Consider the following 13594-nt stretch of genomic DNA (forward strand, 5'->3'; position numbering starts at 1 on the left):
ATTTTTTGCATTAGTATCTCGCCGGCATCCTTCCACGCAATCGGCACGGCAGTACGGGGGAGGCAATGCAAAAGACCCCAGGGGCGGGTTGCCCGCCCCTGGGCGTGGTGAGGCTCAGCGGCTCTTTTCCAGCAGCCGGGCTTTTTCTTCAGGGCTCATGCTGTCGAGCCGCAGACGGGCCTGGGCCAGCTTGAGCAACTGGCCAGGGTTGGCTTCGCGCTCGCGCAGCGCCTGGGCAAGGGTGGCAACCGTAGCGTGGTCGAAGATGACGCCTGGATTGATGTCGCACTGCAGCAACTTGCGAATACCTGCCGCCAGCTTGATGACCAGCAGCGAATGCCCGCCCAGTGCAAAAAAGTCCTGCTCGATGCCCACTTGCTCCAGCCCCAGCAGTTGCGCCATGCGCTGCGCAATCACGGTTTCCAGTGCATCACGCGGGGCCAGCAGACCCGCCACAGGTTCATTGCCCACCTGCCGCAACGCTTGCCGGTCGAGCTTGCCGTTGCCCAGGCGCGGCAACCGCGGCAATGCCTGCAGGGTACGCGGCAGCATCACCGCCGGCAGTTGCCGGGCAAGGTACTCGCGGACCGCGTCCAGGGCAGCCACCGTGGCCTCGTCGCGCAAGCTGACATACGCGCTCAGCGCTTCTCCATCACACAACACCGCCGCCTCGACCACCTGCGGTGCACCCGACAGCTGTGCCTCGATCTCCGCCAGCTCGATGCGGAAGCCGCGTATCTTCACCTGATGGTCGCGCCGGCCTTGCAGCTCGATAGCACCGTCCGGGCGATAGCGGGCCAGGTCGCCGGTGCGGTAAAGCCGCTCGCCCGCCACGAACGGGCTCTCGACGAACGCCGGCGGGTCACTCTGCACGTCTTGCAGGTAGCCGCGACACACCTGCTGCCCACCGACATACAGTTCGCCCAGCACGCCGGTGACCGCCAACTGCAAGTGCTGATCCAGCACATAGACCTGGTTGTTGGGCAACACCTGCGACAACCCGAGGGTGCCGGTCGGTACCGCCCGAACCGGGTGCACCATGACCCCAACCGTGGTTTCGGTCGGGCCGTAATGGTTGAACAGCTTGCAGTCCGGACGTATCTGCAACAGGCGCTGCAGCAACGCCGCGCTCGGGGCTTCCCCGCCCAGGATGACGGTGGCCGGTACTGCCGGTGCCTTCGACTCCAGCAGCGCGCCAAGGTGCGACGGCACGATCTTCAGGCAGTCGATTGCCTGCTGCTCGAGGTACGCAGCAAACAGTTCAGCATCCTTCATCACCTCGTCGGCGGCCACGTGCAGTGTCGCACCCACATACAAGGCTGCGAACAGCGTCGTATGGCCAAGGTCGGCCGACACCGTCGAGCCGAATGCGAAGTGACGACAGCCCTCCAGCGCCAGCGTGTGGCAAACGCCTGCGGTGTAGTTCAGCAGTTGCCTGTGCTCGACCACCACGCCTTTGGGGGTGCCTGTCGAGCCCGAGGTGAACAGGACATAGGCGGCATCGCTGGCGCTGGCGGCGTGCGGTTGCAGCCGTGCAGTGTCAACCGCCAGCGGGTACAGGCTGTCGAGGCTCAGCGCCTCTATGCCCTGCTCACGCAGGCTGGCCACCGCTGCCGGTTCGACCAGCACCTGCGTGGCGCCGGCCTGTGTCATCAGGCGCACCTGCCGGGCAACGGGCCAGTGCGGCTCCAGCGCCAGGTAGGCTGCGCCGACACGCCAACTGGCCAACATCGCCACGACCCAGTCCAGCGAACGCGGCAGCGCCAGTGCCAGCACCGCCCCGGGTTGCACGCCAGCCTGCTGCAGCGCCAGCGCCAGGCGCTGCACTGCCAACTCCAGTTGGGCGTAACTCAGGCCCGCGTCACCTGCGACCAGCGCCAGCGCGTCGGGGGTGTCGATTGCCCACTGGCTGATCTGGGCCGCCAGTGATGTCTCGGCCAGTGGTTGCGGCGCGGGGTTGATCGACAGCAGGCGCTGGCGCTCGGCTTCACCCAGCAGGTTCAACTGCCGCAGCGGGCGGTCCGGCGCCTGGACGATGCTGCGCAGCAATTCAATGTACTGCTCCAGCAGGCCTTGCATGCCGCGCGCACTGTAGCGCCCGGCCAGGTAATCCAGGCTCACGGTAATCGGTTGGTCAGCACCCGCTGCTGGGCAAATGCGCAGCTGCAGCTCGATGCCCGTCGGCAGGCGTGGCGCCAGTAGCTCGCCCTGCCAGCACAGCCCGCCGGCAACCTGCGGCGCGAGCGCCGGCGTAGTGGAAAACGCCACGGTCGGCACGGCTGTGGGCACCCATTCCGGTACCCAGTACTCCTGCCACGCCACATGCTGCTCCAGCGCGGCGCCGAGCGCTGCAAGGTGCTCGCCGAAACGGGTTTCGTCAGCCCACTGCAGGCACAACGGCAATAACTTGCTGAGCGCCCCCGCACTGTTCGCGAAGTAGTCATAATCCTGTCGCGCATCGTGCTGCCAGGCGCCCAACAACCGGTTGCTGTCGCCAAGCCGGCCCAGCAAGGCCCACCAGGCCGCCTGCAGCAGCGTGTCCAGACTGGCCTGACGGGCGTCGGCCAGGCGTTGCAACTGCCCCTGCAAGGCCAGCGGCAGATTCACCTGATGGTGTGCCTGATGCGTCGCTGGTTGGTCCTGGCGATAGGCTGGCCAAGGCGCGCTCATGCCCTGCTCCGTTGGCTTCAGGTGCCCTTGCCAGTAGCCACGGGCTGCCGCTGCATCCTCATCCTGGGCCACTTCGGCACGCCACTCCAGATACTGCCCGAAGGCTTCAGGCAGGTCTTCATCCGGCACGGCTGGCGTGTCATACAACGCCGCCAGGTCACGGTACAGCATGGCCATGCCAGCCGCGTCGCAGGCAAAGCCCGCCACCCCCAGCCATAGATGCCATTGCCCGGCATCGGCGGCCGGTACCAGCAAGGCCTGGGCGGCTGGCAGCTGGTCGATTTCGAAGCGCTGCTGCAACCAAGGCTCGAGCAGTGCCGGCGCACCTGCCTCGGCCTGCACTGCCAGCGTCAGGGCTGGCCGCCGGGCGCCGATGAACTGGCGCATGCCGCGGTATCCCGGGGCAGTGCCCAGGCGCCCGGCCAATATCGGGTGGCGCTCGACCAAGCGCTCAAGCGCCTGGCTCAGGCGCGCCGGGTCCGGCCGGCCCTGAACGCTGATCTTCAGCAGCGTCGCGGCCTGTGACCAGTCCGGGCAAGCGGGCAAGGCATCGAGCCAGTGTTGCTGGTCGACGGTCAGGGCAAAACCGATGTCCTCGGCCTGGTCTACGTAACCGTTCATCCCTGGGCCTCCTCGGTCGCCATCACCTGCATGGCCGCAGCCGCCTCCAGCGCGGCCCGGTCGAACATGTCGCCCATCGCCACGACGATCTTGCGCGGCCCCTCGTACGGGTCACGGGCATGCGCCGCCAGCATGTTGTCGACCAGGATCACGTCGCCTTTCTGCCATTGGAACCGCACGGCACAGGCTTCATACAGCTCGCCGATCAGTTGCATGTCCTGGTCGGGGATCGGCGAACCATCGCCGAAGTACACATGCCGTGGCATGCGCTCCAGGCCGAACATGGCCAGCAGGTCTTCACGCGCATCCGGCTCCAGCCAATAGATGTGGTGCAGCTGCACCTGGTTGAAGAACGAGCGTGCGCCGGTGATCGGGTGCGTGATGATTGCCGGGCAGCGGGTGCGGGTCTGCAACTCGTCGTTGTCCAGCCAGCGCCATTCGATGCCAGCGGCACGGCAACGGGCCTCGACCTCGGCGCGGTCATCGGTGCGGAAGAAATGCTGCCATGGCACGTCGAGCTTGTCGGCGAACGTGCGCACATACAGCAGCCCTTTGTCCTCGAGGGTTTGCCGCAGTGCCTGCGGCAGCTTTTCGTACATCAGGCGGCAGTCGACCACCGGCGTGGCACCGCCGACCGGCGAAGGCTGCTCGCAATAGAACATCTGCTTGCGCGGCCAGCTGTCCTGGTGCGCACTCTCGTTATGGAACAAGATCATTTTGGTTTCCGGGTACGGCGTGGAGCGGTAGGTGTTCTTGCCCCCCTCCTTCTTCGGCAGGTCACCGTATTGACCGTAAAGCCCCGGCTGTACAGCTTCGGCGAATGCTTCAAACCCCTGGATACCCTCCAGGGCAAAGCCGCGGAACAGGATCCCGGCATGCTCGCCCAGCTTGCGCTCGACCAGCGGCCGGTTGTTGCGCACCCACTCGATCAGGTCGATCGATGCGTCGCCAGGCTCGACGAGCAACGGGAACAGCTGGCCTGGTACCAGCAGCGACTCGCGCATCGCCGCCCGTGGCGGTGCAGCTGCAGTGGCGCCGGCAGAGCGCTTGAGGAATTTGCCCAGCTTGTCGGCCTTGCTGGCCGGGGCGCTTACCGGTGTGCTGCCAGCCAGGGCGCCACCCTGTAATGGAACGTTCATCGCTTGCCACCTCATATCCTGAACACTGACGATCTGTTCGAGCATCGCGATCCATGCGCTGACGAGTCGCTGGATATGCTCTTGCCTGAAAAGCGTTTTCGCAAACTGCCAGTTGCCACTGAGCTGCCCGGCCTCCTGTTCGATGAACAGGGCCATGTCGAACTTCGAATACAGCGCCGGGGCGGGCAGCGCCTGCACGGTAATGTCGGCCAGGGCTTCGCTGCGTACGGGCAGGTTGTTCATCACGAACAGCACCTGCACCAGCGGGTTCATGCCGCGCACCCGCGGGGCGCCATGGGCCTCGACGATCATGTCGAACGGCAGGTCCTGATGCTCCAGGGCCGCGAGCAAGGTGCGCTGGGTGCCCTGCACGAAGTCACCGAAGGCCAGCCCATCGCTCACCCTGGAACGCAGCGGCAATACATTGACGAAGAAGCCGATCAGGCCTTCCAGTTCGCTGTGCTGGCGGCCTGCGGTGTCGGCCCCGACCAGTACGTCGTGGGCACCGCTGGTCTGGTGCATCAACCACTGGAACGCCGCCAGCAGCGTGCTGTACAGGGTCACCCCGGCCTTGGCCGCGAACTGGCCAAGCGCATCGGTCAATGCCGGCGACAGGCTGAAGTCCACCGCACCGCCGGCATGGGAGGCCTGCTCGCTGCGCGGCTGTTCCAGTGGCAGCTCAAGGCGGCCGGTATGGCCCGCCAAGGCCTGTTGCCAGTAGCTTGCCTGGCGCTGCAGCTCACCCGCCTGCTCGAGGGCCTGCTGCCACAAGGCAAAGTCTGAATACTGCAGCGGTAACGGCGCCAGAAGGTGGGTCTGCCCTGGGGCGCTGTGACGGTAGATTTCAACCAGGTCGCGGACCAGCACGCCCATCGACCAGCCATCGGAGATGATGTGGTGCATGGCGAAGAACAGCACATGTTCCTGGTCTGCCAGGCGCGCCAGACGGCAGCGCAACAACGGCGCATGCTCCAGTGCAATCGGTGTGCTGGCGTTGGCCAGGGTGGCTTCGGCAATGCACCGTTGCTGCTCCTGCGGGCTGAACCCGGACCAGTCGTCGAGGGCGATATCCACCTCGATCCGGTCGGCAATCAGCGCCAGCGGATCACCCTCGTCGTCCTGCACGTAGGCCGTACGCAACACTTCATGTCGCTGCGCCAGCGCGTTCAGGCTGTTGCGCAACACCTCGACCTGCAGCGGCCCTTGCAGGCGCAGGGCCAAAGGCATGCCGTAGGCAGCGCTGCCCCCGGACAATTGCTCGGCAACCCACAAGCGCCGCTGCATCAACGACAACGGTGCGGTGGCTTTTTCTCCATGGGCCAATAGCTCGACACCGTGCGCGGTCGCAGCCTTGCCAGCGCCGCCGAGCGCTGCCAGCAGGCGCTCCAGCACCGGGTGATCGAACAGGTCACGCAAAGTCACTTGCACACCCGGCAGCTTGCGCATCCGCGATACCGCCTGGGTCGCCAGCAACGAGTGACCACCCAGCTCGAAGAAGTGGTCGCCAAGGCCCACCCGCTCAAGGCCGAGCACCTCCTGCCAGATACCCGCAACGTGCTGCTCGAGCGGGGTTTGCGGCGCCCGGTAGGCCTGCTGCAGGGCGCTGTTGTCGGGCTTGGGCAAGGCCTTGCGGTCGAGCTTGCCGTTGGCCGTCACCGGCCAAGCCTGCACCTGCAGGATGTGCGTCGGCACCATGTAGTCCGGCAGGCTGCCCTTGAGCTGTTCGCGAAGGCTGTCACGCAGTTCGGCGGCGTCCACTGCCATGCCCTGCTCTTCGGCCAGTACGTAGGCCACCAGCTGCTGGCCATGCCCGCTGTCCTGGGCCAGCACCACCGCCTCGCGCACCTGCGGGTGCTCCAGCACCCGTGCCTCGATTTCACCCAGTTCGATACGCAGCCCGCGCACCTTCACCTGATGGTCGATGCGCCCGCAGTACTCGATCACCCCGCTGTCGCGGTAGCGCGCCAAATCCCCGGTGCGGTACAGCCGCTGGCCGTGGCTGCCGAACGGGTCGGGCACGAAACGCTCGGCCGTCAGCGACGGGCGACGATGGTAACCACGCGCCAGGCCCTGGCCACCGAGCATCAGCTCGCCCATGGCCACCTGGGGCAAGGCTTCGAACGCCGGGCCAAGGATGTGCGTGTACAGGTTGGCGATCGGCTGGCCGATCGGCACGCTGTCACGCCCCTCGTCGACACAGGTCCAGTGGGTGACGTCGATCGCTGCCTCGGTCGGCCCGTACAGGTTGTGCAGGCGGGCACCGGGCAGGTGGCTGAACACCTGCTGCTGGGTGTCCACCGCCAGCGCCTCGCCGCTGCAGATCACCTGCCGCACGCTGTGGCAGCGCTGCAGGCCCGGCTCGCGGACGAACACCTGCAGCATCGACGGCACGAAATGCAAAGTGGTCACCTGGTGGCGCTCGATGGTGTCGATCAGCCGCTCCGGCTCGCGATGCTCCCCCGGCGCCGCCAGGGCCAGCCGTGCACCGGTCATCAGCGGCCAGAAGAACTCCCACACCGACACGTCGAAGCTGAACGGGGTTTTCTGCAACACCGTGTCCGCACTGTCCAGCGCATACGCCTGCTGCATCCACGCCAGCCGGTTGTACAGCGCCAGGTGGCGGTTGCCGGCGCCTTTCGGCCGCCCGGTCGAGCCGGAGGTGTAGATGACGTAGGCCAGGTTCTCGGGGTGCAGCCGGCACGCCGGCACCTGCCGCGCGTAACCGCCCAGCTCGCCGGGCTGGTCCAGCAGCAGCACCTGCCCGGCAAACGCCGGCAGCTGCTCGCGCAGGTGGGCCTGGGTCAGCAGCAGTTCGATGCCGCTGTCTTCGAACATGTAGGCCAGCCGCTCGGCCGGGTAGTCCGGGTCCAGCGGTACATAGGCGGCGCCGGCTTTAAGGATCGCCAGCAGGCCAACGACCATTTCCAGCGAACGCTCGGCGGCGATACCCACCAGGCTTTCCGGGCCGACACCCTGTTCGATCAGCTTGTGCGCCCACTGGCTGGACAGCTCGCTCAACGCCCGGTAGCTCATGCGCTGGTCGCCGAACAGCAGTGCCGTGGCGTCCGGCTGACGACGCGCCTGCGCCTCGAACAGCTGGTGCACGCGCCAGTCGCCGGGGTAGTCGGTGGCGGTGTCGTTAAGGTCATGCAGCACCGCTTGCGCCTGCTGCGGGCTCAGCATCGGCAACTCGCCCAACGCCGTTTCGGCGCTGCTCTCAAGCATCTGCTGCAACACCTGCAACAGGTGCTCGCCAAGTTGCTCGGCCAACCGGGCACTGAACCGTGCCCGATCGGCTTTCAACTGCAGCGACAGGTGCGTACCCAGGTTAACCACCAGCGTCAGCGGGTAGTTGGTCTGTTCGTGGTTCGCCACCTCACCAAACACCAGGCTGCTGGTGGTATCGGCCTGCAGCGCTTCGGACACCGGGTAGTTCTCGAACACCAGGATGCTGTCGAACAGCGCTTCGCCGCCCTGCCCGGCCCAGCGCTGGATATCGAACAATGGCGTGTGATCGTACTCACGCAGGGCGATGTTCAGCGCCTGCACAGTGTCCAGCCAGTCACCCAGCGCTTGCTCCGGGCGTGGGCTGGCAATGACCGGCAAGGTATTGATGAACAGGCCGATCTGCTGTTCGATGCCCTTGAGTTCGGCCGGCCGCCCAGCCGTGGTCGCACCAAAGGCGACGCAGGCCTGGCCGGTATAGCGCTGCAGCACCAGCAGCCAGGCCGCTTGCACCACGGTATTGACGGTGACCCTGCGCTCACGGGCAAAGGCGTCCAGGCGGGCGGTCTGCCGGGCATCCAGTTGCTGTACCCGCTCGACCTGCCCCTGCCCTTCACTACCGGCTGCCCAGTCCGTGGCCCTGGCCAGCAAAGTGGGTGCATCCAGGTCTTGCAACTGGCGGGTCCAGAACGCCTGCCGGGCTTCGCCATCCTGGCGCTGCAGCCAGGCAATGTAGTCACGGAAGCGCCCCGGCCCTTGCTCCGGCACGCTGCCGTGGTAGCGCTGCAGCACCTCGCCCAGCAGCCGGGTATTGCTCCAGCCGTCCATCAGGATGTGGTGGCTGGTGTAGATCAGGTGATAACGCTGCGCGTCCAGGCGAATCAGGGTCAGGCGCAACAGCGGCGGCCGGACCAGGTCGAAGCCGGCCGCGCGGTCTGCAGCAGCGAACGCCTCCAGCGCATCGGCAAGGTCGTCACGGCCACGCCAGTCATGCACCGCGAACGGCAACTGCGCCTCACGCTGAATGATCTGCAACGGGCTGGCCAGCTCACCCCAGATGAAGCTGCCACGCAGCAGGTCATGGCAGTCGACTGCCGCTTGCCAGGCAGCACGGAAGCGCTCGGGATCCACGCCAGTCACATCGACCCGCAGCTGGTTGATGTAATCCCCGCCCTGCTGCAGCAGCGTATGGAACATCATGCCTTGCTGCATGGGTGAAAGCGGGAAGATGTCTTCGACCATCGCTGGCGGCAGCGGCAGGCTGTCGAGCTGGGCCTGGGTCAGGCCGGCCAGCGGAAAGTCCGACGGGGTCATGCCGGCGTGTTCGCGCTGGCAGCAGTGTTCGACCAGGGCGCGCAGCTCATGGCTGTATTCATCGGCCAGGCGCTGTACGGTGGCGACTTCGAACATGTCGCTGCTGAAGGTCCAGCCCAGGCTCAGCTCACCGGCGTAGACCTGGCCATTGAGCGTCAGCCAGTTACCCAATGGCGCGTCCAGGCTTTGCTCATCGCCTTTGGGGTCTGCGCAGGGCACCAGCAGCGCCTGCTCATCGGTCGCCAGGTGGCCATCCAGCTGGCCCAGATAGTTGAAGGTGATGCGCGGCACAGGCAAGGCACGCAGGCACTCACGGCTGGCAGCGTCTGCCAGGTAGCGCAGCACACCATAGCCAATGCCCTTTTCGGGCACGGCGCGCAGTTGTTCCTTGACCTGCTTGATCGACCCATCCAGCGTTGCCGCCGGGCTCAGCTGCAGCGGGAACAGGCTGGTGAACCAGCCGACCGTGCGGCCCAGGTCGAGGTTGTCGAACAGCGCTTCGCGCCCGTGCCCTTCCAGCTCGATCAGGGTCGAGGGTTCGCCGCTCCAGCGGCAGATTACCCGCGCAAGCGCAGTCAGCAGCAGGTCGTTGACCTGGGTGCGGTAAGCGGCCGGGGCCTGCTGCAACAGCTGTCGGGTCAGCGCCCCGTCCAGGTGGCTGTAGACCGTGTGGGCGTACCGGTTGCTCAGGGCGCCAGCGCTGTTGTCCTGCGGCAGGCTGCCGCTGGCATGGCTCAACTGCGCCTGCCAATAGCCCAGTTCGGCCTGCAACGTGTCGCTGCCGGCGTAGGCCTGCAGCTGTTCGGCCCAGGCCCTGAAGGCACTGGTCTTGGCGGGCAACTGTGGCACCTGCCCGGCCGCACACTGTTGGTAGGCCCGGTGCAAGTCCTCCAGCAGAATACGCCAGGACACCCCATCGACGACCAGATGATGGATCGCCAGCAACAGGCGCTGACTGCCGTCCGCCAAGGTTGCCAGCACCGCGCGCAGCATCGGCCCATCGGCCAGGTTGAGGCTGCACTGGGCCTCGGTGCCCAATGCCTGCAGCTCACCGGCATCGGCCAGTGTCGCGCACCATAGCAAAGGTGGCTGTACCGGCCCGGCAGGCCGGTAGCTGGCCTGCCACTGCCCATCAACCTCGACGAAGCTCAGGCGCAGGCTGTCGTGGTGCGTGACCAGGGCCTGCAGCGCCTGCTCCAGTGCCTGTGCATCAAGCGCCTGCAGCGGGCGGAACAGCACCGACTGGTTCCACTGCTGGCGGTCGGCAATCGCTGTGTCGAAGAAGGCATGCTGCACCGCCAGCAGCGGTGTGGGCCCGTGCAATGGGCGCTGGTCGGCCTGCGCCGCACACCCCACCTGGGCGACTGCGGCCAGGTCTTGTACCGTCTGGTGCTGGAACAGGTCCTTGGTGGTGAAGCGGATGCCCGCCTGGCGGGCGCGGCTGACCACCTGGATCGAGACGATCGAGTCGCCACCGAGGGTGAAGAAGTTGTCGCTGCGGCCGACCCGCTCCAGCTTGAGCAGGTCCTGCCAGATCGCCGCGATCTGCTGTTCCAGCGGACCTTGCGGTGCACTGTAGGCCTGCTGCAGGGCGCTGTTGTCGGGCTTGGGCAAGGCCTTGCGGTCGAGCTTGCCGTTGGCCGTCACCGGCCAGGCCTGCACCTGCAGGATGTGCGTCGGCACCATGTAGTCCGGCAGGCTGCCCTTGAGCTGTTCGCGAAGGCTGTCACGCAGTTCGGCGGCATCTACCGCGATGCCCTGCTCTTCGACCAGTACGTAGGCCACCAGCTGCTGGCCATGCCCGCTGTCCTGGGCCAGCACCACCGCCTCGCGCACCTGCGGGTGCTCCAGCACCCGTGCCTCGATTTCACCCAGTTCGATACGCAGCCCGCGCACTTTCACCTGATGATCGATACGCCCGCAATACTCGATCACTCCGCTGTCGCGGTAGCGCGCCAAATCCCCGGTGCGGTACAGCCGCTGGCCGTGGCTGCCGAACGGGTCGGGCACGAAACGCTCGGCCGTCAGCGACGGGCGACGATGGTAACCACGCGCCAGGCCCTGGCCACCGAGCATCAGCTCGCCCATGGCCACCTGGGGCAAGGCTTCGAACGCCGGGCCAAGGATGTGCGTGTACAGGTTGGCGATCGGCTGGCCGATCGGCACGCTGTCACGCCCCTCGTCGACACAGGTCCAGTGGGTGACGTCGATCGCTGCCTCGGTCGGCCCGTACAGGTTGTGCAGGCGGGCACCGGGCAGGTGGCTGAACACCTGCTGCTGGGTGTCCACCGCCAGCGCCTCGCCGCTGCAGATCACCTGCCGCACGCTGTGGCAGCGCTGCAGGCCCGGCTCGCGGACGAACACCTGCAGCATCGACGGCACGAAATGCAAAGTGGTCACCTGGTGGCGCTTGATGGTGTCGATCAGCCGCTCCGGCTCGCGATGCTCCCCCGGCGCCGCCAGGGCCAGCCGTGCACCGGTCATCAGTGGCCAGAAGAACTCCCACACCGACACGTCGAAGCTGAACGGGGTTTTCTGCAACACCGTGTCGGCGCCGTCCAGCGCATACGCCTGCTGCATCCATGCCAGCCGGTTATACAACGCCAGGTGGCGGTTGCCGGCGCCTTTCGGCCGCCCGGTCGAGCCGGAGGTGTAGATGACGTAGGCCAGGTTCTCGGGGTGCAGCCGGCACGCCGGCACCTGCCGCGCGTAACCACCCAGCTCGCCGGGCTGGTCCAGCAGCAGCACCTGCCCGGCAAACGCCGGCAGCTGCTCGCGCAAGTGCGCCTGGGTCAGCAGCAGCTCGATGCCGCTGTCTTCGAACATGTAGGCCAGCCGCTCGGCCGGGTAGTCCGGCTCCAGCGGTACATAGGCGGCGCCGGCTTTAAGGATCGCCAATAGGCCAACGACCATTTCCAGCGAACGCTCGGCGGCGATACCCACCAGGCTTTCCGGGCCGACACCCTGTTCGATCAGCTTGTGCGCCCACTGGCTGGACAGCTCGCTCAACGCCCGGTAGCTCATGCACTGGTCGCCGAACAGCAGTGCCGTGGCGTCTGGCTGGCGACGCGCCTGCGCCTCGAACAGCTGGTGCACGCGCCAGTCGCCGGGGTAGTCGGTGGCGGTGTCGTTAAGGTCGTGCAGCACCGCTTGCGCCTGCTGCGGGCTCAGCATCGGCAACTCGCCCACCGGCTGTTGCGGCTGGGCTACCACACTGTGCAACAGGTGCTGCCAATGCTGCCCCATGCGCTCGACGCTTGGCGCGTCGAACAGGTCGGTGGCGTAGGTCAGCGATGCCCACAGGCCATCCGCGGTCTCGACCGTGTCCAGGGTCAGGTCGAACTGGGCGTTCACTTCTTCCCACGCCAGCACTTCCACGCTCAGGCCTGGCAGCTGTGTGGCCCCTGGCAGCCGGCGCTCGGCGCTGCGATGGTTGAACATGACCTGGAACAACGGGCTGCGGTTCAGGCTCCGTTCGACCTGCAGCGCATCCACCAGCTGCTCGAAGGGCAAGTCCTGGTGCGCCTGGGCCTCCAGCGCAGTGGCCTTGACCTGCTGCAACAGGCGCACGAACGGTTGGTGCGTATCGATTTCAGCCTTGTGCACCTGAGTATTGACGAAGAAGCCGATCAGGCCTTCGGTTTCCTTGCGGGTGCGGTTGGCGACCGGCACGCCGACGCGGATGTCCGACTGCCCGGTATAGCGGTGCAACAGGCACTGGAAGGTCGCCAGCAACAGCATGAACAGGGTCACCCCTTCGCGCCGTGCCAGTTGCCGCAGGCCATCGGCCAGTGCCGGGCTCAGTGGCAGGTCGATGCGGGCGCCACGGTAGCTGCTGTGCAACGGCCGCGGGCGATCAGCGGGCAGCGCCAGCACAGGCTGCTCACCGCCCAGCTGGGCGGTCCAGTAGGCTAGCTGGCGCTGCCGTTCGCCGCCATCCATCCATTGACGCTGCCAGGCGGCATAGTCGGCGTACTGGATCGGCAACGCCGGCAGGCTGGCAGGCTGGCCGCTGCTGTACGCGCGATACAGGTGCACCAGCTCCTGCACCATCAGCGCCAGCGACCAGCCATCCGAGACAATGTGGTGCTGGGTGATCAGCAACACATGATCGTCCGGCCCCAGGCACAGCAGGCTGGCCCTCAGGAGCGGGCCCTGGGCCAGGTCGAACGGCTGGCGGATTTCTTCGGTGATACAGGTGCGCAGCCGCGCCGCCCGGTCCTCGCCGGGCGCCAGGGCCAGGGTATGCCTGGCAATGCTCACCGGCGCGGGGGCATGGATCACTGGTGTGGTGCGCTCACCGTCAGTGGCGAAGGTGGTGCGCAGCGACTCGTGGCGCGCCACCAGCGCATCGAAGCTTTGCTGCAGGGCAGCCAGGTCCAGTGCGCCGCGCAGGTTCAGCGCACTGGGCAGGTGATAGGCGGCGCTGTCTGGCTCAAGGTGCCAAAGAAACAGCTGCCGCTCCTGGGCGAAGGACAGCGAAAGCGGCTCGGTCGGATCGCGTCGAAAAACAGGTGCCACGCTGTACAGATCGACACCTTGCTGCTTGAGCAGCACCGCCAGCGCCTTGCGTTGCTTTGCCGACAGTGTTGCTACCGATTCGATTAACTTTTGCACGCCCTTCC

2 protein-coding genes are annotated in these 13594 nt (G+C 66.5%); both read right to left on the reverse strand.

Features of this window, described 5'->3' with window-relative positions:
• Positions 1-114 precede the first annotated feature (114 nt).
• Positions 115-3291 carry an amino acid adenylation domain-containing protein gene (locus AA098_RS19145; RefSeq protein WP_064614919.1) on the reverse strand — a complete coding sequence of 1059 codons (3177 nt, stop codon included), beginning with the start codon at positions 3289-3291 and terminating at the stop codon, positions 115-117.
• Positions 3288-13586, reverse strand: a complete 10299-nt coding sequence (locus AA098_RS19150) for a non-ribosomal peptide synthetase (RefSeq protein ID WP_064614920.1) — start codon at positions 13584-13586, stop codon at positions 3288-3290. Before AA098_RS19150 ends, AA098_RS19145 begins: the two co-directional genes overlap by 4 nt.
• Positions 13587-13594 lie beyond the last annotated feature (8 nt).

This window comes from Pseudomonas sp. JY-Q, from assembly GCF_001655295.1.
Lineage (GTDB): Bacteria > Pseudomonadota > Gammaproteobacteria > Pseudomonadales > Pseudomonadaceae > Aquipseudomonas > Aquipseudomonas alloputida.

What these genes read in the sequence shown, in the direction of transcription:
- AA098_RS19145 (WP_064614919.1), bottom strand. Translation starts at nt 3,291, where the DNA reads ATGAACGGTTACGTAGACCAGGCCGAGGACATCGGTTTTGCCCTGACC.